Genomic DNA, 18,886 nt, shown 5'->3' with positions numbered 1-18,886 from the left:
CCGTCGGGGCCGCTCAGCCGGCGTCGAGCAGCGCGCGGCGGACGGTGGACAGCAGCTGCCCCAGCCCGAAGCCGGCAAGCAGCACCCACACCGCGGTCGCCATGGTGATGGTGCCGGCGGCGAGCTCCGGCTCGATCAGGCCGGCCAGCCCGGCCACCACCAGGCCCGCCAGCGCGACCGAGACCCGCGTGGGTCGTTCGCCGACGGTCACCGCGCCGATGTCGCGCATCCCGGCGGAGACCGCGCGGGCCCGGACGTACTCGTGCAGCCAGGACAGCGCCCCGGCTGCGACGACCAGCGCGCCCGGCGCGCCGACCAGCCAGAACGCCAGCAGCCACGCCACCTCGCCGAGCCGGTCGGCCAGCGAGTCGTAGACGTAGCCGAGCCGGGTGGTGCGGCCGGTGGCGACGGCCACCGCACCGTCCACGCTGTCGGCCACCGCGGCGAGCAGCACGAACAGCGCGCCGAGGAACGGGCCGTCGCCCGGCCGGGTCGCCAGCAACGGTACGCAGAAGCAGAGCAGCACCCCCGCCACGGTGACCGGGGTGGGGCCGACCCGCAGCCGGCCCAGCACATACCCGACGTGGTATGCGAACCGCAGCCAGGCACGCACCACCGGCGCGGCGACCCGCGGGTCGAACCCGCCGTGCAACCGCGCCCACGCCGTGGCGTACTGGTCCCAGTTCAGCTGTGTGCCCACCTGAGGATCAACCGTCGTGCCGGGCGTCAGGTGTCGCAGAGTCCGCGTTCACACCCGCGCGCCAGCCTTGAGGTTCTGCCAGACCTCTCGGGTGGCGGTGGACCGGTTGAGGGTGATGAAGTGGATTCCCGGAACGCCCTCGTCCAGCAGTCGACGGCACATGTCGCTGGCCTGCTCGATGCCGAGCCGGCGCACCGCCTCCGGGTCGTCGGCCACCCGCTCGAAGCGCGCCGCCAGCGCCGGCGGGAAGGGCGCCCCGGACAGCTGCACGGACCGCTCGATGGTGCCGATCTGGGTCACCGGCATCACCCCGGCCAGGATCGGGGTGTCGCAGCCGGCGGCGGCCACCCGGTCGCGCAGGCGCAGGTAGTCGTCGGCCTCGAAGAACATCTGCGTGATCGCGAACTCCGCGCCGGCCCGGCACTTGCGGACGAACTGTGCGGTGTCGCTGGCCACGTCGGGTGAGCGGGGGTGCTTGTACGGGAAGGCCGCCACACCGACGCTGAAGTCACCGGAGTCGCGCACCAGCCGGACCAGGTCCTCGGCGTAGTCGACGCCCTCGGGGTGCCGGACCCACTCGCCGCTCGGGTTGCCCGGCGGGTCACCGCGCACGGCCAGCACGTTGCGCACCCCGACCCCGGCGAGCCGGCCGATCACGTGCCGCAGCTCGGCAACGGAGTGGTTGACAGCGGTCAGGTGGGCCATCGGCAGCAGGGTGGTGTCGGTGGCGATCCGCTCGGTCACCGCCACTGTGGTGTCCCTGGTCGAACCGCCCGCGCCGTAGGTGATCGACACGAACGAGGGGCGCAGCGACTCCAGCTCGCGGATCGCCTGCCAGAGCAGCCGCTCCCCCGCCTCGGTCTTGGGCGGGAAGAACTCGAACGAGAAGGTCGGCTGGCGGTCACGGATGAGCTCCCCGATCGCCGGCTGCGGATTGGGGAGTACCGAGGGAAGACCGAGCGCCACGACCCGACTCTAGCGGGAGACGCCACCGGGACCCAGGAGCTTCCCACCGCCGTACGGGAGTCGGTCGACCCCGGCCGTGCGGCGCGGCCAAGCCATCTGCGGCGGACTCCACGAACTCAGGTCGGATAAACAGCGAACGTCTGGCGATGGCATCACCTCTGCTGTCGAGCTGGTAACAGTCGATCCAGCACCAACCGTCGTAGGTAACCCAGTCAAGCCTTCTGATGACCCGAACGGTTATCGGGCTCATGAATTGAACGCTGACCTTCCGATCAAGCCGGAGAACGTCACCGGCCTTCACGGCTGCTTCCTCGCTCGCCAGAGCTTCAGGGTCAGTCCAGCGGCCCTGAGCTTTGGACAGCCATCCTGCCGGCAGCGTGGGCAGGTCTTGCGGATGTGCAGATCCACTATGAAGCCGGCCATGATCACGGGGAACGGTGGCTCCGGCCTGATCTCCTCAAGCATCATGGCGATCGTCTCGTTGGTTGCGTCGCTTCACGGCCGGCCGCACGCTGGTGGGATCACCCTGCTTCCGTGGCGGCGCAGGAGGGTCGCACGCCACGGGCTGATAGGCCGAGCGCTCGACGACGTCGACCGACTCGTCAGGACGTTGGAACCACTTCCATCGACGCATGCGCTGCCTCCCGAGACTCCTTGGGTGGCCGACACGCAGTGCCTACCCCTAGATCACTCAGCGTGCCGACCACACTGCAACCGTAGGCCTGTCTAGGCAACCTGTCTAGACAGGTAATGTCGTGTCATGGCGAGCAAGCGGTCGGAAAGATCGGGAGTACGGTGACGGGCGTGCCTACCCCGCACCCACAGCCGCGGCGCTACCGGCAGGTTGCCGACGAGCTACGCCACCGGATCGAGGCCGGCGTCATCGCCCCCGGCTCCTTGCTGCCCAGTGAATCGACCTTGATGGCCGAGTTCGCAGTCGCGCGCGGGACCGTTCGTGAAGCCCTGGCGCTGCTGCGGGCAGAGGGCTTGGTGATGACAGAGGTTGGACGAGGCACCTACGCCCGTCCGATCATGCCCGTGCGTCGACTCGCTTCCGAGAGGTACCGCAAGGAGCTGGAGCAGGTCCGCAGCGGCGAGCTTGCAACGTCCTTCACTGCTGATCAGCAGATCGAGTGGTCTGCCTACAGCCTCGATAGGAGCTTCTTGGAGGTGCCGGCTACCGAGTCCGTGGCCGAACTGTTCGGGGTGGAGCAGGGGACGATGCTATTGGAGCGCCACTTCCTGTTCCGCACTCACGGCGTGCCGCAACAGATGTCCGTCTCGTCGCTGCTGCTCGACATGGTCGCCGGCACCCCGGTAGCCGACCCGGAGAACGAGCCCTGGCCAGGTGGCAACACGTCCCAGCTCCTCAGCCTCGGGCACACCGTCACTGGCATCCGTGAGCGGCCGCGATGGAGGATGCCGACGCCGGATGAGGTTGAGGCTCTCCAAATCCCTGGAGGCGTTCACGTCGTGGTGATCACTCGACAGACGTATGTCGGTGAGCGCGTGGTCGAGGCGGCGCACATCGTCAGGCGTGCGGATCTGGTGGATCTGGATTACTGGATCGACCTCACCTGAACCGATTCCGCTCCTGAGTTGAGGCAATTTCCAACCGGGCGCGGGGAACGGCAGCGGCGCGCACCCGGGGGTCTGACAAGGGAAGTCATCGTACCCCCGGGGGTAGGAAAGACGTGGGGCAGCGGAATCCGGCCGACGTACGGCCGGGTGGCTGACGCTATGGGTGTCAGCACGCGGTCGGCTCAGGACTGAGGCAACCTCTGTGCAGATCGCGAAGGAGGCGCCAGGCGATGGAGCCGGCCATGAGCCGGCTTCATCTTCTGATCTTGCACCGCTCTGCTAACCGCTGACCTCACCTTCGATTGTGTTGCTCATGCTGCGCATGTAGATGTGCTCACCGTCGATGCACTCCCACCGGCCGTCCGGATCAACCCCGGTACCGATGGCTGCTCGTACCTGCTCAAAGTTGGCAAGGCGGATTCTTGGGGCGTAAAACTGAACGCGGCCGACGTCGAAGCGGTTATCGCCAAACTTCATACCGAATGAATCAAACCGAGCCAATAGAGCTCCGCCCTCTGGCGTGAAACTCTCGTCGGCAACGAGCTCTTCCAACTTGTCGTGATGGAACTGCATCTTGACCGTGTGGTACGGCCACTGCGCTCTGCCGTGCCGTACGAACTCAACCAGCGTTTCAAGCTCTTTAAGGTCTTTCCGGGTAAGCCCCTCGGGGATGGGGAAAAGTTGCCCAAAATGCTTTTGCAGCTCGTCGAGCGCAGTGATGAGGCGCACAAGCAAATCTTCATCTCGAAAGATTGGCTCCATGACTTCACATTCGCCAAACGGAATTCCCATGCGTAGCACCATGCGGTTGCCGGGTTGCACGGCGGCGATGAAGTCCGCTACCGGCCGGGTCGCCCAAGGGAACAAGCCAATCGGCGAAGACACCTGAAAGTTCAGCGACGGGCCACTTGCCCGCACATCGGGATGTTCAAGGAGGAACCTAGCTGTGAGCAGGCCAGAAGGATCAGCCCCGGTGATCGTATATCCGCGTGCCCCGCCCACCCGCTGAGAGAGCTGGACAGTAATGGAGGCAGCGATCTTGCCGCCAGGGGTTAGGACATCAAGAGTGCAGGGGATAGGTAGTCCGCTGTTGTCCTCTACGGACTTGATCTGAATCTCTTTGGTTTCAGGCGCCCGGTCCCAGCCGAACGCAAGTCGGGTCTCTTCCGAGGCATCAACGTTGAACTCCTGAACGAACTTTCCTGGAACGGTCACGTCTCCGCCGAAGTCCATTACGTGCCTCAAGTCACGTTCGACTTCGGCTGCTTCCGGGTCGTCTGGCGAGAATGCGAAGACGGGCTTTAGACTGATTGGATCATCTTGAGCCGCTCCGGGATACCGCTCCCGGAAAATGAAGGTCATCCCATCGGGCCCGGAAGCGAAGTCAGCGATCCAGTAGGGTGAGAGATCGCGGGATCTTTGAGTAAGGATGCCAAATCGGCCCGCCAGGTCCGGTAGGCCTGACGCGAGAACGGCCTTCTCCTTGTCGAACTCGCGCGCCAGCTCTAGTAGCCGATACTCGCCACCCTCGACCATCCGTCGAAGGTCCTCTCGCGATGCAAAGTGCCCGTCCAGCCAATCCACTCCCCACCACTCTAGTTGAATTGCAGGGAACTTTCGCTTCAGCTCTTCGAACCACTTCTCCTCCTTCGGAGAGTGATTCAGTGGCAGGATTAGAACCCAGCGATTCGGCTCATGCGCCGCTGCGGCGCGCAGTGAAGCTTCGATTTTTCGTTGCTGTCCCTTCGTTAGCCTCTCGCTGTAGGACTTGATCTCAAAGATGACAAGCCCGTCCTGGGTGCGAAGCGTGCTGTCGCGTCCGCCATCTCCGCCGGAACCATCCATCGCTTCCGCGCCCGGATAGGTGCTGCGGAGCAACGCCTGAACCGCGCGTTCAAACTTCCTCGGGTCTAGACGGTGCCACTGGATCATGACGGTGCTCCCGGCGCACAGGCGTTCGAAGGCTGAGTGGACACTTTACCGGGGAGTGCTGCTGCGATCACTGACTGGCAGTGTGTTTGAGGAGGGCGATAGCTCGCCTGCTTTGGGCAGGGCATTCGGCCGGTAGGTGGGCCGATGGGCAGAATTGACAGTTAACGGTCCAGTTGCGACATAAGCGTTCACCCAGCAAGCGGTGGAAGGGTCGCCGTCAGTGGCATCGACGAGCAGCCCTGGACGTGATCTGTACTGAGCGGGGTAGCGGCGGTGCTGACTGCCCTGACTGGACTGCTCGCAACCCTCGCCCGGTAACGCCGTGAGGGAGGGTGGCCCGGCCGCCCCTCCCTGCGTGTCACTCGCCCCGACGCGATGTCGGGAGGCCCAACGGTGGCGGCCACTCTCCATAGGTATTCGTGCTATCCCGTGAGGATGTTGACCAGGACACCTGCGGGGATCGATGCAGCCACGCCAGCAAGGAACCACCAGAGCTGCGCCCGTTGACCGCGTTTGTCCCTTAGCTGTATGAGGGCAACCAACTCCGCGAAGCCCTCGTCCTCGCCCGCCGTACCCGCCCCCTCAGCAGGTGCGTTTAGTTCGGCTCGTCGCTGCCGTCGTATCCGGCTGGTGCGTGATGGCGTGTCTGTGACGGCAGAGCTGGGCCAACGCTTGGGGAGTTGATCACCTCTCCAGACGTCTTCGTCTTCCTCTAACCAGCTACTTCCTACCCGCGAGGTAAGTTTCGACCATTCTTGAAGAAGGTGTTCTAGCCCGGCCTGCCGCTGTCGTTTTTCTGCCCACCAGAGCCTGCCCGCAAGGCCGATCAACAGCAAGTCAGCTAGAGCTGCCAAAAGCGACCATGGCTGCGGAAGGCCGTACGCCCCGGCTCCTGCCCCTGCCGCTGCCGCGATCAACACCTTGGGCACGTTCCTCATGCCCACTATTCAAGTGCCTTACGTCCGCGGATTGTGACGGCTAGCGGACAGTAGCGTTGAGTGCCTGGCAGAGCCTCCGCGGGGTGATCCCGAGGCGGAGGCCACGCGCTCCCGGGTCGCCCCGTGGTCCGCCAGCATCCCCACGGCCAGGCGGCGGGTTTCCGCTACCGGGCGGCGGACCCTCCGGGGAGTGGTGAGGGTCTGCTCAGGTTCCGGGGCTGCGGGCCCGATAGGGCCGTCCGTAGGGCCGTCCGCGGATTCCTCCGGGGGTGTCGGCAGAGGCCGGCAGCTTTCCGGGCCTTCGGGGCCGTTTCCCGTTGCTGGGCAACAACTTCCGCCGAAACAATGGCGACACCCTTCCCGGACCGGGCCAACACCTCAATCGTCAGGAGCAGGGCCACGGCGGGCCAGGCGGAACTACCCGGGCCACCGGGTCAGGGTCGGCAACTGTGACGTTGGCGGCCAGGGAAGCGGCTACGCCGACCAGGAACGTCAACCAGGCGGACCACCGGGACCGCCTACCGTCCCGAGGGCCAGGGCGGCAACCAGAATCATGGCGGAAACCCGGGTAGCCACGTTGGCGACCCGGCGCACGACCAGGCGGCCAAGCTGAACCAGCTTCGCTAGGGCCTGCTGCACGGTGCGGACGGATACGCCCGCGTACCCAGCAATCGTCGCCACGGACGGCCAGGCGTCCCCGTCGCGGTTGCTGTGAGCGGCGATAGCGACCAACACAAGCCGCTCATTGGGGCGGAGGTCACGGGATGCCAGCAGCGCCACCTTCACTGCGGCAGCACCGCCAACGGCGGGGAAGGCCGTCGTACCCCAGGGGTAGGAACCGTCGTACCCCAGGGGTAAAAATGAGTGGCGCGGGAGGGGCGGTGGGGGCGGCCCCGGGGGTCCGGCGCGGGGGTCACGCAGCCGAGAGGTGCACCGGTCCCGTCCCGTCGGACGGGTGGGTGTCACCGCGCCGACGCCCCGCCGGGAGGACCCGTGACCTCGTCCCCACCGCCGCACCGCACCCAACTCGGGCCGCTGCTGGTCCGGCATCGGCTGGCCCGGGGGTGGAGCCAGCGGCGCACCGCCGCCGAGTTGTGCGCCGCCGCGGGCGTGCCGACGTTGAGCCGCCACGAGGTGTCCCGGTGGGAGCGGCAGCGACGCGTACCCGGCGGGTTCTGGCTCGGCTGGCTCGCCGTCGTGCTGGACATACCGGCGGCGGTGCTCACCGAGGCGGCCGTGCGCACCCGGCGGACCGGCCCGCCCACGGCCGGCGGGTCGGGCCGACCCGGCGCGGACGGTGCGCGGCCGGCCGGGCGGACAGGTCCGGGCCGTACCGGCGGGAGTACGCGTGGCGGTGGAGCGCGAGCCGCGGCGACCGGCTAGCGTCGTGGCGTGACCCACGCTGCTCCCGTGTCCCCCGTCGACCGTGCCGGCCTGCGGGAGCGGGTCGACAAGGCGCTCACCGAGTTCCTGGCCGGCCAGCGGGCCCGGTTGACCCGGGTGGACGAGGCTCTCGTCCCGGTGGCGGAGGCGATCGAAGCCTTCGTGCTCGGTGGCGGCAAGCGCCTGCGCCCGGCCTTCGCGTACTGGGGGTTCCGGGGCGCCGGCGGGGTGGACGGCGACCAGGTCCTCACGGCCCTCGCGGCGCTGGAGTTCGTGCAGGCCAGCGCCCTGATCCACGACGACCTGATGGATCGTTCCGACACCCGGCGCGGCGAGCCGGCGGTGCACCGGCGGTTCGCGACCCGACACCGGGCGGCCGGCTGGGGCGGCGACCCGGACGGGTTCGGCGACTCCGCCGCGATCCTGCTCGGTGACCTCTGCCTGGTGTGGTCCGACGAACTGCTGCACTCCGCCGGCCTGGACCTGCGGGCGGTGGCCCGGGCCCGGCCGGTCTTCGACGAGATGCGCACCGAGGTCACCGTCGGGCAGTACCTCGACGTGCTGACCCAGGTCACCGGGGACACGTCGGTGGAACGGGCCAGCAAGGTCGCCCGGTACAAGTCGGCGAAGTACACCGTCGAGCGTCCGCTGCTGCTCGGCGCCGCGCTGGCCGACGCGGGCGAGGACATCCGGACGACCTACTCGGCGTACGGGTTGCCGTTGGGCGAGGCGTTCCAGCTCCGCGACGATGTGCTGGGGGTCTTCGGTGACCCGGCGCAGACCGGCAAGCCGGCCGGGGACGACCTGCGCGAGGGCAAGCGCACCTATCTGGTGGCGGCGGCCGTGGAGGCCACCGACGACGCGGGCCGGGAGCTGCTGCTCAGCCAGCTCGGCGATCCGGGCCTGGACGAGCAGGGCGTGGCCCGGCTACGCGAGCTGATCGACGCGAGCGGGGCGCTGGCCCGTACCGAGCAGCGGATCGTCACGCTCACCGACTCCGCGCTCGCCGCGCTGACGGCCGTCGACCTGGACACCGAGGCCCGCCAGGCCCTGGTGGACCTGGCCATAGCGGCAACCCGCCGAGCCGACTGACCCCGTCTCGCTCCCTCCCGGGGCGCGTCGATCATGAAGTTGTTGCCCACGCGCGCGGCGTGTCGTGGCAACAACTTCATGATCGGCGGTGGATCTGGAGGCCCGGGAGGGTCTAGAAGCCGAGGGCTTGGGCTCGGCGCTTGACCTCGCGGGCCTGGTCGCCGGAGAGGGCCGCGGCCGGGGTGTTGCCGGGAAGCGTGTCGTCCGGCTCGTAGAGCCAGCGCAGCGCCGCCTCGTCGTCGTAGCCGTTGTCGGCGAGCAGGTTGAGCACGCCGGGCAGGTGCTTGAGAACTGTCTCGTTGGCCACCAGCTCCGCGGGTATCCGGCGGATGCCGTCGCGGCGGACCGCCAACAGCTCCCGGTCGCGGATCATCTGGTGCACCTTGCTGATCGACACGTCGAGCCGCTCGGCGACGTCGGGCAGGGCGAGCCAGCCCGCCGGGTCGGTGGGGCCGGCGAGCTCGGGGCCGGGTACGGCCTGGTCGGGTACGGATTCGGTCACCCGATCACCCTGCCACGCCGCGGCCGGCGAGGGCCACCGGCACCCCGCACGGCCAGTCCGCTCCCGCCAACGGGCACCGTCGGTGAGCAGCGGATCAGGGCCACCACCGAGGTGGCGATCACGACGGGACGGACCAGGGACGACTCCGGGCTGTAGCATCCTGTTCAACTCTCACCCCCTGGACACATAGACTCCCTGCCGATGGACACACAGGTCGCCGACACGTTGCTGGGCTCGCTGATCGACGGGCGCTACCGCATTCGCGGTCGCGTGGCCCGTGGCGGCATGGCGACCGTGTACACCGCCACCGACGAACGCCTCGAGCGCACCGTCGCAGTCAAGATCATTCATCCGACCCAGGCGCCCGAGGCACGGGCCCGGATCGCCAACTTCGTGGCCCGGTTCACCGACGAGGCGAAGACCATCGCCCGGCTGACCCACCCGAACGTCGTCGCGGTCTACGACCAGGGCACCCACGCCGGTCTGCCGTATCTGGTGATGGAGTACGTCCGCGGCCGTACGCTGCGCGACGTGCTGGCTGAGCGACGCCGGCTCAACCCGGACGAGGTGCTGGCCATCGCCGAGCAGATGCTCGCCGCGATCGCCGCCGCGCACCGGGCCGGCCTCGTGCACCGCGACGTCAAACCGGAGAACGTGCTGGTCGCCGAGGCGCCCACCGGCGGCGTCGCCAACCTGGTGGACAGCGTCGTCAAGGTGGCCGACTTCGGGTTGGCCCGCGCGGTCGAGGCCAGCGCCGACGAGGAGCAGGGCAACCAGCTGATGGCCACCGTGGCGTACGTCGCCCCGGAGCTGGTCACCGAGGGTCGGGCCGACCCGCGCACCGACGTCTACTCCGCCGGCATCGTGCTGTTCGAGATGCTCACCGGTCGGGTGCCGTACGACGGGGACCGTCCGGTGGACGTGGCCTGGCAGCACGTCGACCGGGATGTGCCCGCGCCCTCGACGCTGGTGCCCGGCCTGCCGTCGGCCCTCGACGCTCTGGTCCAGCGGGCCACCCGGCGTGATCCCGCCGCCCGGCCCGCCGACGCCGGCGCGCTGCTGGCCGAGGTTCAGGTCGCCCGGGACCGCCTGGGTGACGTCAACAGCACCAGCACCGCCGTACTGCGTCGGGTGACGGACGAGCCACCGGTCTCCCAGCCGACAATGATGGTCGCCACGGTTCGCCCGGCCGAACGGCCGACCTGGGCCCGGCTGCCGGAGGGCGCCAGTCAGGGGCCGGGCCGGCGGCGGGCCGCACCGGAGCCGTCGGAGGGTCTGGGAGGCCGGCTCGCGGCGCTGCGCACCACGGTGCTGGGCAATCCGCAGGGCCGGCTGGCCGTCGCCGCCGTGGTGGTGACGCTGGGCCTGGTGGCCGCGCTGGGCGGCTGGTGGTTCGGCGTCGGCCGCTACACGTCCGCCCCGCAGCTGGTCAGCCTGAGCAAGGCCGACGCGCAGGCCCAGGCCGAACGCGCCGGCCTGACCCTGGCGTACGGGGAGCCGCGCTACGACGAGAAGGCTCCGAAGGACAGCGTGCTCGGGCAGGACCCGGCCTCGGCCAGCAAGATCGTCAAGGGTGGCACGATCACCCTGACCCTCTCGCTGGGTCCGGAGCGCTTCCCGGTACCGGACGTGATCGGCAAGGAGTACGAGCTGGCCGAGGCCGATCTGGTCAACGTCAAACTGGTGGTGGCCAAGGGCACCGCCCGCTACGACGACACCCTGCCGGCCGGCGTCGTCCTGGACAGCTCCCCGAAGGTGGGGGCCGAGGTCAAACCGGGCACGAAGATCACCCTCATCCTGAGCCGAGGCCGGGCGCCGGTGTCGGTGCCGAACCTGGTCGGCAAGAGCCTCACCGATGCGCGGGCCACCCTGAGCGGGCTTGGCCTGGTGCCGGTGGAGACCTTCAAGGACTCCGACAAACCCAAGGACGAGATTCTCAGCCAGAGTCCGGCCGACGGCGCGGGCGTGGAGAAGGGCACCCAGGTCAAGCTGGAGATCAGCAAGGGTCCGCCGCTGGTCGTCGTGCCCCGGGTGATCGACCTGCCCTGCCCGCAGGCCAAGCAGTTGCTGGAGAGCCAGGGCTTCCCGGTGACCGTCGCGTTCAACCCGAACGCCACGGTCCGGATCCAGGCCCCGGGTGAGAATTCGCAGGTGCCCCCGGGCACCCCGGTCACCATCACGTGTTTCTGATGCCGACGCTTCGTTCGCGGCCGGTGGGCGCGCACACTCCGACCTCCGGTGGGTTGGCGAAGGCCGCCCTGCCGTACGTCGACGCGACCGGCGCCGAGGCCGTGCAGGTGTACGTCTCCAACTCGCGAGGATGGGCGCTGCCCCCGGGTGACCCGGCGCAGGACGCGCTGTTCCGCGAGGGCTGCGCCGAGCGGGGCATCCCCGCGTTCATCCACGCCTCGCTGCTGGTCAACCTGGGCTCACCCACGCCGGCCACGGTCGAGAAGTCGGCGCAGACGCTGGCGCACGCGCTGCGCCGGGGTGTGGCGATCGGCGCGCGGGCGGTGGTGTTCCACGCCGGCAGCTCGGTCGACGAGGGGTACGCCGAGGCGGCGATGCGGCAGGTCCGTCGTGAGCTGCTGCCCCTGCTCGACTGGGCCGCCGAGGCCGGTGGGCCGATGCTGCTGGTCGAGCCGAGCGCCGGTGGCGGCCGCTCGCTCGCCTCCCGCGTGGAGCAGCTCGGGCCCTACCTCGACACGGTGGACCGGCATCCCATGCTCGGGGTCTGCTTCGACACCTGCCACGCCTGGGCCGCCGGGCACGACCTGGCCGCCGAGGGCGGGATGACCGCGACCCTGGACACGCTGGTGGCCACCGTGGGGCCCGACCGGTTGCGGCTGGTGCACGCCAACGACTCGAAGGATCTGTGCGGCTCGACCCGGGACCGGCACGAGAACATCGGCAAGGGCACCATCGGCGAGCCGGCCTTCGCGGAGCTGATGGCCCATCCGGCCACCGCCGGTGTCCCCGTGGTGGTGGAAACCCCCAGCGAGAAGCAGCTCGGCCACACCGCCGACATAGCAACCCTCACCCGCCTACACCCCTGACCCCCCACCCCCACCCGGCCCCGGGCCCTCCGGGCCCCCGCCCCCAGGGGTGATCAAGAGCTTTGCGTCAGAATCCGGTCTCCGGATGACGCAAAGCTCTTGATCAACAGGGGGTGGGTCAGGCGGCCAGGATCTTGGTCAGGGCGGTGGCCGCTCGGTCGATCGCGGTGTCGTCGACGCCCAGGTGGGTGACCAGGCGTGCGGTACGGGGGCCGAGCACCGAGACCAGTACGCCCTCCGCGCGTGCGGCGGCGGCCAGGGCGCGGGCGTCCAGCGCGTGCTTGGTCAGGTCCAGCGGGACGAGGTTGGTGCGGACCGCGGTGGCGAGCACCCCGAACGGCGCGACCGCCTCGGCGAGCCGGGCCGCCTTCGCGTGGTCCTCGGCCAGCCGGTCGACGTGGTGCGCGAGGGCGTACCGGCCGGCGGCGGCGAGGATGCCGGCCTGGCGCATGCCGCCGCCCATCCGCTTGCGGATCAGCCGGGCCCGTTCGATCTTCTCCGCGCTGCCCACCACCAGCGAGCCGACCGGCGCGCCGAGCCCCTTGGAGAGGCAGACGGACAGCGTGTCGAAGAGCCGGCCGTACTCGGTCAGGGGCACCCCGTCGGCGACGTGCGCGTGCCAGATCCGGGCGCCGTCGCAGTGCAGCGCCACCCCCGCGTCGTCGGCGACACCGCGCAGCTCCCGCAGGGTGGCCAGCGGTATCACGCCGCCACCGCCGCGGTTGTGGGTCTGCTCGACGGCGATCGCGCGGGTGGGCACGGCGAAGTAGCCGTCCGGACGGATCATCCGGGCGACCAGCTCCGGGTCGATGTCCGCGCCGACAGCCGGCCAGGTCCGCGAGGAGATCCCGCCGTACGCGGCGGCGGCGCCGATCTCGTACGTGACGACGTGCGCGTCGGCGTCGCAGAGCAGCTCGTCACCGGGCGACACCAGCAGTTGCAGGGCGATCTGGTTGGCCATCGACCCGCTCGGGGCGAAGAGCGCCGCCTCGTGCCCGAACAGCGCGGCGACCTCCGCTTCGAGGGCGTTGACGGTGGGGTCCTCGCCGTAGACGTCGTCACCGACCTCGGCGGCGGCCATCGCCTCCCGCATCCCGGCGGTCGGCCGGGTCACCGTGTCGGAACGCAGGTCAACAAGATCAGCCACGGTCATCCCTTCGGTTGCCGACGGCCGAGCCGACGAGCTCAGCCACGCAGCATCTCCGCCACGAGGAAGGCCAGCTCCAGCGACTGCTGGGTGTTCAGCCGAGGATCGCAGGCGGTCTCGTACCGGTCGGGCAGGTCGAGGTCCTCGATGCCCTGGGCGCCGCCGAGGCATTCGGTGACGTCCTCACCGGTCAGCTCGACGTGGATGCCACCGGGGTGGGTGTCCAGGCCACGGTGCACCTCGAAGTAGCCGAGCACCTCGTCGACGATCCGGTCGAAGTGCCGGGTCTTGTAGCCGTTGGACGACTCGTGGGTATTGCCGTGCATCGGGTCGCACTGCCAGACCACCTTGGCCCCGGAGGCGGTGACCTTGGCCACGATCGGCGGCAGGGCGTCGCGGACCCGGTGGTTGCCCATCCGGCTGATCAGGGTGAGCCGGCCGGGGATGTTGTCCGGGTTGAGCTTCTCGCACAGCTCTATCGCCTCGTCCGGGGACGTGGTCGGGCCGAGCTTGACGCCGATCGGGTTGGCGATCCGGGAGATGAAGTCGATGTGCGCGCCGGTGATCTGCCGGGTGCGCTCGCCGACCCAGAGGAAGTGCCCGGACAGCCCGTACGCCCGGCGGTCGGAGACCCGGGTGAGCGCCCGGTCGTACTCCAGGGCGAGGGCCTCGTGAGAGCAGTAGAGGGTGACGGTCCGCAGCGCCTCGTCGTCGGTCATCCCGCAGGCCCGGATGAAGGCCAGCGCCCGGTCGATCTCCCGGGCGATCGCCTCGTAGCGCTCCCCCGCCGGGGAGGTCTTCACGAAGCCCTTGTTCCAGTCGTGCACGGCGTGCAGGTCGGCGAGCCCACCGGCGAGGTACGCCCGCAGCATGTTCATCGCGGCGGCCGAGTTGGCGTAGGCCCGGATCATGCGCTGCGGGTCGGCGACGCGGGCGGCCGGGTCGGCCTCCAGCGAGTTGATCATGTCGCCGCGGTAGGCGGGCAGGCCACGCGCGTCGGTCGGCAGCGAGCGGGGCTTGGTGTACTGGCCGGCGACCCGGGCGACCTTGACCACCGGCAGCGACGCGCCGTAGGTGAGCACGATCGCCATCTGGAGCAGGGTGCGGGCGTTGGCCAACAGGTGGCTCTCGGTGTTGTCGGCGAAGGTCTCGGCGCAGTCACCGCCCTGGAGCAGGAACGCCTTGCCCTCGCAGACCAGGGCCAGCTTCTGCCGGAGCTGGTCCACCTCGTAGGGCGCGACGACCGACGGCACGGTGTCGAGCACCTTGCAGACCTCGGCGACGGCGGCCGGATCGGACCACGGTGGGGTCTGCTCGCGGGGCAGCTCCCGCCAGCGGTCCAGACCGAGGGCGGCGTCCTCGGCGGAGTCGACGGTCGGACGGCTGGTCTGCAGGCCCGGGCTGCCCACCGCGGGATGGCTCAGCTGATGCCACTCATGGCGCATGAGAGAAAGCGTACGGCGACCGGGGGCGTACCCGGGCGGCGAGGGGGACGGTTCCGGCAGATGGGAGATCAATCCCACCGATGTCGGTCAGTCAGGACACCGGTGAGGCGCCGACCCCGTTCGGCGACGGGCTGGCGGGGTTACCGCCCGGCGCCTCCCCGGCGATGCACCAGTCGCCGCCGTCGCGGGTGACGGTGAACACCAGCGGGCGGGTGACCTTGCTCTTGCCGGCGGTGACCGAGACCGAGACGCTCACCTCCTGGCCGCGCGGGCCGGACCGGACGTCGGTGATGGCCGCCTCGGGCACCTCGAAGTGGTCGGCGAAGTCGCCGTTGGGGCCGGTGGCGGCGAGGTCGAACCCGTCGTGCAGCAGCTCGCAGAGCTGGCTGCGGCCGGCGGCGACGTCCTTGGCGGTCATCGCGTCGAGGTACGCCTGCACGCGCTCGCGGGACCGGGTGCCGGCCTCCTCGGCGGGGGCACGCTCGGGCTTGGCGGTCGACTCGTCCTTGTCGCCGCCGCCGATTCCGCAGCCGACCAGGGCGGCCGGGAGCAGCACCAGCCCGGTGGCGGCGGCCGCCAGCCTGCGGTGGATCGGGCGCATGACCACCTCCGTCGACGGGGAATCGAGACGTGCCGAGCCGCGAGTCTGCCACATCGGGCCCGACCTGCCCAAGGCCGACGGCCCGGCCGACCCGCCTGAGGCCGGCGACCCGGCCGACCCGCCCAAGGCCGACGGCCCGGCCGACGCTGGGCGTCGACCGGGCCGGTACGGCACGGGCGGGGAGAGGCGGTGCGGGCCCCTCCCCGCCGTGTGGGTGGTGCGTCGACCGTCGGCTCAGCCGAGGCCGCCCTTGATGGCGCCGATGAGCTCGCCGTTGCTGGTGTCGCCGGAGAGCTCCCAGAAGAACGCGCCACCGAGGCCCTGGTTGTTCGCGTACGTCATCTTGCCGTTGATGGTCGACGGGGTGTCGTAGCTCCACCAGTTGCTGCCGCACTTGGCGTACGCGGTGCCGGCGATCGTGCCGGTGGCCGGGCAGCTGTTCTTGAGGACCTTGTAGTCCTCGATGCCCGCCTCGTAGGTGCCCGGTGCCGCGCCGGTGGCGCTGCCGCCCGGTGCGGCCTGCGTGACGCCCGTCCAGCCCCGACCGTAGAAGCCGATGCCGAGCAGCAGCTTGTTGGCCGGGATGCCCTTGCTCTTGAGCTTCTGGATCGCCGCGTCGGAGTTGAAGCCCTGCTGCGGGATGCCGGTGTACGAGGTGAGCGGCGAGTGCGGCGCCGTCGGGCCCTGGGCGTTGAAGGCGCCGAAGTAGTCGTACGTCATCGGCATGAGCCAGTTGAGGTTGCCGATGGCGCCGGCGTAGTCGGTGGCGTCGATCTTGCCGCCGTTGCTGCCGTCCGCGGTGATCGCGGCGGTGACCAGGGCGCTGGACCCGAACCTCGACCGCAGGGCGCCGATCACGTTCTTGAACGCGTTGGGGCCGCTGGCGTCGCACTGCAGGCCGCAGGCGTTGGGGTACTCCCAGTCGACGTCGATGCCGTCGAAGACGTCCGCCCAGCGCGGGTCCTCGACCAGGTTGTAGCAGCTATCGGCGAACGCGGCCGGGTTCTGGGCGGCCTGGGTGAAGCCGCCGGACCAGGTCCAGCCGCCAAACGACCAGATCACCTTGAGGTGCGGGTTCAGCTGCTTGAGCTTGCGCAGCTGGTTGAAGCTGCCGCGCAGCGGCTGGTCCCAGGTGTCGGCGACGCCGTCCACGCTCTCCGCCGCCGTGTACGCCTTGTCGTAGTCGGCGTAGCTGTCACCAATGGTGCAGCGACCGCCCGTGGTGTTGCCGAAGGCGTACAGGATGTGGGTCAGCTTGGCGGCCGAGCCGCTGGTCTGGATGTTCTTGACGTGGTAGTTGCGCCCGTAGACGCCCCACTCGGCGAAGTAGCCGACGACCTTCTTGCCGCCCGTGTTCGGCGGTGGCGTGGTAGGCGGAGCGGTCGTGGGCGGTGCCGTGGTGGGCGGTGCGGTCGTGGGCGGCGCCGTGGTGGGCGCTGCCGTGGTCGGCGGGCTGGTCGGGGTGCCGCCGCCGCACGGTGCGCCGTTGACGGTGCAGTTCAGCGGCGCCTTGTAGGCGCCGGTGCCGTTGTAGCCCCAGCTGAACGAGGCGCCCGGCGCGAGCCCGCCGGCCCAGCTCTTCTTGACGGCGACGTAGTGGTTGCCGCTGCTGGTGACGTCGGCGTCCCACGCGCTGCTTATGGTGGTGCCTGACGGCAGGTCGAACTCGATGCGCCAGGTGGCGACCGTGGCGCTGGAGCCGTTGGTCACGGTCACCTTCGTCTCGTGACCGGTCCCCCAGTCCTGCGCCTTGGCGAACGTGGTGGTGACCGAGCCGGCGCCGAACGCGGTCGTCATCGGCACCGCCGCGACGGTCACGGCGACCACGGCACCGGCCCAGAGGGCCCGGCGGAGCGATCTTTTCATGAGGCGTCTCCCGAACTGTTAGGAAACTTTCCAAAAGAGATGGTGAGACGGTACTCACGCCGTCATCAGTTCGTCAAGATGTCCATGTTTCGATTTCTCCTGGTGCGTGGACTGCGCCCCGTCGCGCCCCTCCCCGGCGGCTCGTCGCCCGGCGCGTAGCCTCGGCTCATGACCGTCTTCGACATCCCGATCGACGCCCTCAGCGGCGGGCCCGCCGACCTCGCCCAGTACCGGGGCCGGGCAATGCTGGTGGTCAACGTCGCCTCCCGGTGCGGCCTCACTCCGCAGTACGCCGGCCTCCAGACCCTCGCCGACACCTACGCCGAGCGTGGCCTGGTGGTGCTGGGCGTGCCGTGCAACCAGTTCGCCGGGCAGGAGCCGGGCACCGCCGCTGAAATCAGCGACTTCTGCCAGGTCAACTACGGGGTGACTTTTCCGCTGACCGAGAAGGTCGACGTGAACGGGCCCGACCGGCACCCGCTCTACGCCGCGCTGGTGGACACTCCGGACGCCGACGGGCACACCGGGGACGTCCGCTGGAACTTCGAGAAGTTCCTGGTCACCCCGGACGGCACGGTCGCCGCCCGCTTCGCCCCCACGGTCGAACCCACCTCCGAAGACCTCCGCGCGGCGATCGAAAAAACCCTCCCCACCCCCGCCTGACCCACCCACCCCCCTGACCCCCCGGCGATGATCAAGAGGTTTGCGTCAGCGGCGAGCCTCCACCTGACGCAAACCTCTTGATCACCAGGTGAGGGGGGCGGCGGCGCGCGGACCGACCACCGTCGGGTGGCACATTCCTGCGGGACCGGTCGGCGGTCAGCGTGCGCAGTACGGTGTGCAGAACCGGCTCGCGGCGCAGCCAGGCGTCCGCGCCGGCACTCGCCGGCCGGCCGCGCAGCCGCTCGGCGTCGGTCAACCGGAATAACCCACCGTGCCGGTCGGGAATGCGTCGTGGGTGGACGAAGTTGGGAAGAAGCATGACAACCGTGGGACTGATCGGCAGCGGCAACATCGGCGGCACCCTGGCCCGGCTGGCGGTGGACGCCGGCTACGACGTGGTGGTGAGCAACTCGCGCGGGCCGGAGACGCTCACCGGCCTGGTCGACGAGCTGGGCGCGCGGGCCAGCGCCGGCACGACGCAGGACGCAGCACAGATCGGTGACCTGGTGGTGGTCAGCGTGCCACTCAAGGCGTACCGGGCGGTGCCCGCGCAGCCGCTGGCCGGCAAGGTCGTCATCGACACCAACAACTACTACCCCGAGCGCGACGGGGCCTTCCCCGAGCTGGACGCCGGTGAGATCACCAGCAGCGAGCTGCTCCAGCGGCACCTGCCGACCTCACGGGTGGTCAAGGTCTTCAACAACATCTACTTCAAGGCCCTCGCCGCGCTCCCCCGGCCGTCCGGGGCGGCCGACCGCAGCGCTCTCGCGATCGCCGGTGACGACGCCGCCGCGAAGGCCGAGGTGACCGCCTTCCTGGACCGGATCGGCTACGACGCGGTCGATGTCGGACCGCTGGCCGAGGGGTGGCGTTACCAGCCGGACACCCCGGCGTACGGCGTGCCCTACTCCGCCACGCCGACCGACTGGCAGAGCCCCGCACCGGGTGACGCCGAGAAGCTGCGCGCCGCGCTGGCCGCCGCCACCCGCTGAGCACCGCCGCCGTCCTGGGACG

The 18,886-nt window shown here is 69.9% G+C and carries 16 protein-coding genes; 7 read left to right on the top strand and 9 right to left on the bottom strand.

The annotated features are described in order from the left end of the window. Positions 1-13: 13 nt before the first annotated feature. Together ACGGAQ_RS11865 and metF are read right to left on the bottom strand one after the other, a co-directional pair. Positions 14-700 carry a CDP-alcohol phosphatidyltransferase family protein gene (locus tag ACGGAQ_RS11865; protein WP_393047483.1) on the bottom strand — a complete coding sequence of 229 codons (687 nt, stop codon included), beginning with the start codon at positions 698-700 and terminating at the stop codon, positions 14-16. A 48-nt stretch (positions 701-748) separates the two neighbouring features. Continuing rightward, positions 749-1,666, bottom strand: coding sequence for a methylenetetrahydrofolate reductase [NAD(P)H] (gene metF / locus ACGGAQ_RS11860; protein WP_393047480.1), 918 nt, complete (start codon positions 1,664-1,666; stop codon positions 749-751). Positions 1,667-2,470: 804 nt separating this feature from the next. Here metF and ACGGAQ_RS11855 point away from each other — a divergent pair. Beyond that, positions 2,471-3,247, top strand: a complete 777-nt coding sequence (locus tag ACGGAQ_RS11855) for a GntR family transcriptional regulator (protein WP_393047477.1) — start codon at positions 2,471-2,473, stop codon at positions 3,245-3,247. Positions 3,248-3,526: 279 nt separating this feature from the next. On the opposite strand, the gene ACGGAQ_RS11850 is transcribed toward ACGGAQ_RS11855, so the two are convergent. Next, on the bottom strand, positions 3,527-5,179 hold the full coding sequence (locus ACGGAQ_RS11850) for a hypothetical protein (RefSeq protein ID WP_393047475.1): 1,653 nt from the start codon (positions 5,177-5,179) through the stop codon (positions 3,527-3,529). Between the two features lie 1,430 nt (positions 5,180-6,609). Beyond that, a complete protein-coding gene (locus ACGGAQ_RS11845; protein ID WP_393047473.1) occupies positions 6,610-7,167 on the bottom strand; it encodes a helix-turn-helix domain-containing protein in 558 nt (185 codons plus the stop codon). On the opposite strand from ACGGAQ_RS11845, the gene ACGGAQ_RS11840 reads away from it, so the two are divergent. After that, positions 7,111-7,500: a helix-turn-helix domain-containing protein gene (locus ACGGAQ_RS11840; RefSeq protein ID WP_393047471.1), complete on the top strand. Its 390-nt coding sequence runs from the start codon at positions 7,111-7,113 to the stop codon at positions 7,498-7,500. The genes ACGGAQ_RS11845 and ACGGAQ_RS11840 overlap by 57 nt on opposite strands. Positions 7,501-7,509: 9 nt before the next feature. Beyond that, positions 7,510-8,592 carry a polyprenyl synthetase family protein gene (locus tag ACGGAQ_RS11835; RefSeq protein ID WP_393047469.1) on the top strand — a complete coding sequence of 361 codons (1,083 nt, stop codon included), beginning with the start codon at positions 7,510-7,512 and terminating at the stop codon, positions 8,590-8,592. A 112-nt stretch (positions 8,593-8,704) separates the two neighbouring features. On the opposite strand, the gene ACGGAQ_RS11830 is transcribed toward ACGGAQ_RS11835, so the two are convergent. After that, the gene (locus ACGGAQ_RS11830; RefSeq protein WP_354858258.1) at positions 8,705-9,094 is read right to left on the bottom strand and encodes an Rv2175c family DNA-binding protein; all 390 of its coding nucleotides are present in this window, start codon (positions 9,092-9,094) and stop codon (positions 8,705-8,707) included. Between the two features lie 201 nt (positions 9,095-9,295). Here ACGGAQ_RS11830 and pknB point away from each other — a divergent pair, with 201 nt between their 5' ends. Together pknB and ACGGAQ_RS11820 are read left to right on the top strand one after the other, a co-directional pair. Further along, entirely contained in the window at positions 9,296-11,284 is a 1,989-nt protein-coding gene (gene pknB, locus ACGGAQ_RS11825; protein WP_393047466.1) for a Stk1 family PASTA domain-containing Ser/Thr kinase, read from the top strand. Further along, positions 11,284-12,150, top strand: a complete 867-nt coding sequence (locus ACGGAQ_RS11820; protein ID WP_393047464.1) for a deoxyribonuclease IV — start codon at positions 11,284-11,286, stop codon at positions 12,148-12,150. Before pknB ends, ACGGAQ_RS11820 begins: the two co-directional genes overlap by 1 nt. Positions 12,151-12,268: 118 nt before the next feature. On the opposite strand, the gene ACGGAQ_RS11815 is transcribed toward ACGGAQ_RS11820, so the two are convergent. The 4 genes from ACGGAQ_RS11815 to ACGGAQ_RS11800 form a co-directional block, all read right to left on the bottom strand. Next, positions 12,269-13,297, bottom strand: coding sequence for a threonine aldolase family protein (locus ACGGAQ_RS11815; RefSeq protein WP_393047462.1), 1,029 nt, complete (start codon positions 13,295-13,297; stop codon positions 12,269-12,271). Between the two features lie 38 nt (positions 13,298-13,335). Beyond that, positions 13,336-14,742 (bottom strand): class II 3-deoxy-7-phosphoheptulonate synthase, encoded by a 1,407-nt coding sequence (locus tag ACGGAQ_RS11810; RefSeq protein WP_393047459.1) that lies wholly within the window; start codon positions 14,740-14,742, stop codon positions 13,336-13,338. A 91-nt stretch (positions 14,743-14,833) separates the two neighbouring features. After that, positions 14,834-15,343, bottom strand: coding sequence for a nuclear transport factor 2 family protein (locus tag ACGGAQ_RS11805; protein WP_393047456.1), 510 nt, complete (start codon positions 15,341-15,343; stop codon positions 14,834-14,836). Positions 15,344-15,577: 234 nt separating this feature from the next. Next, on the bottom strand, positions 15,578-17,209 hold the full coding sequence (locus ACGGAQ_RS11800; RefSeq protein ID WP_393047453.1) for a glycosyl hydrolase family 18 protein: 1,632 nt from the start codon (positions 17,207-17,209) through the stop codon (positions 15,578-15,580). Between the two features lie 168 nt (positions 17,210-17,377). Between ACGGAQ_RS11800 and ACGGAQ_RS11795 the strand changes: the two genes are divergently transcribed. Next, complete coding sequence (locus ACGGAQ_RS11795; protein WP_393047450.1) at positions 17,378-17,872, top strand: glutathione peroxidase; 495 nt, start codon at positions 17,378-17,380, stop codon at positions 17,870-17,872. Between the two features lie 317 nt (positions 17,873-18,189). After that, a complete protein-coding gene (locus tag ACGGAQ_RS11790) occupies positions 18,190-18,864 on the top strand; it encodes an NADPH-dependent F420 reductase (protein WP_393047448.1) in 675 nt (224 codons plus the stop codon). The last annotated feature ends 22 nt before the right edge of the window (positions 18,865-18,886 follow it).

Source organism: Micromonospora sp. NPDC047557 (assembly GCF_043205095.1).
GTDB lineage: Bacteria > Actinomycetota > Actinomycetes > Mycobacteriales > Micromonosporaceae > Micromonospora.
Note: the sequence above shows the minus strand (reverse complement) of the source record. Positions and strands in the feature narration are given on the sequence as shown.

What these genes read in the sequence shown, in the direction of transcription:
- ACGGAQ_RS11810 (WP_393047459.1), bottom strand. Translation starts at nt 14,742, where the DNA reads ATGCGCCATGAGTGGCATCAGCTGAGCCATCCCGCGGTGGGCAGCCCG.
- ACGGAQ_RS11850 (WP_393047475.1), bottom strand. Translation starts at nt 5,179, where the DNA reads ATGATCCAGTGGCACCGTCTAGACCCGAGGAAGTTTGAACGCGCGGTT.
- ACGGAQ_RS11790 (WP_393047448.1), top strand. Translation starts at nt 18,190, where the DNA reads ATGACAACCGTGGGACTGATCGGCAGCGGCAACATCGGCGGCACCCTG.
- ACGGAQ_RS11820 (WP_393047464.1), top strand. Translation starts at nt 11,284, where the DNA reads ATGCCGACGCTTCGTTCGCGGCCGGTGGGCGCGCACACTCCGACCTCC.
- ACGGAQ_RS11805 (WP_393047456.1), bottom strand. Translation starts at nt 15,343, where the DNA reads ATGCGCCCGATCCACCGCAGGCTGGCGGCCGCCGCCACCGGGCTGGTG.
- ACGGAQ_RS11800 (WP_393047453.1), bottom strand. Translation starts at nt 17,209, where the DNA reads ATGAAAAGATCGCTCCGCCGGGCCCTCTGGGCCGGTGCCGTGGTCGCC.
- ACGGAQ_RS11845 (WP_393047473.1), bottom strand. Translation starts at nt 7,167, where the DNA reads ATGCCGGACCAGCAGCGGCCCGAGTTGGGTGCGGTGCGGCGGTGGGGA.
- pknB (WP_393047466.1), top strand. Translation starts at nt 9,296, where the DNA reads ATGGACACACAGGTCGCCGACACGTTGCTGGGCTCGCTGATCGACGGG.
- ACGGAQ_RS11795 (WP_393047450.1), top strand. Translation starts at nt 17,378, where the DNA reads ATGACCGTCTTCGACATCCCGATCGACGCCCTCAGCGGCGGGCCCGCC.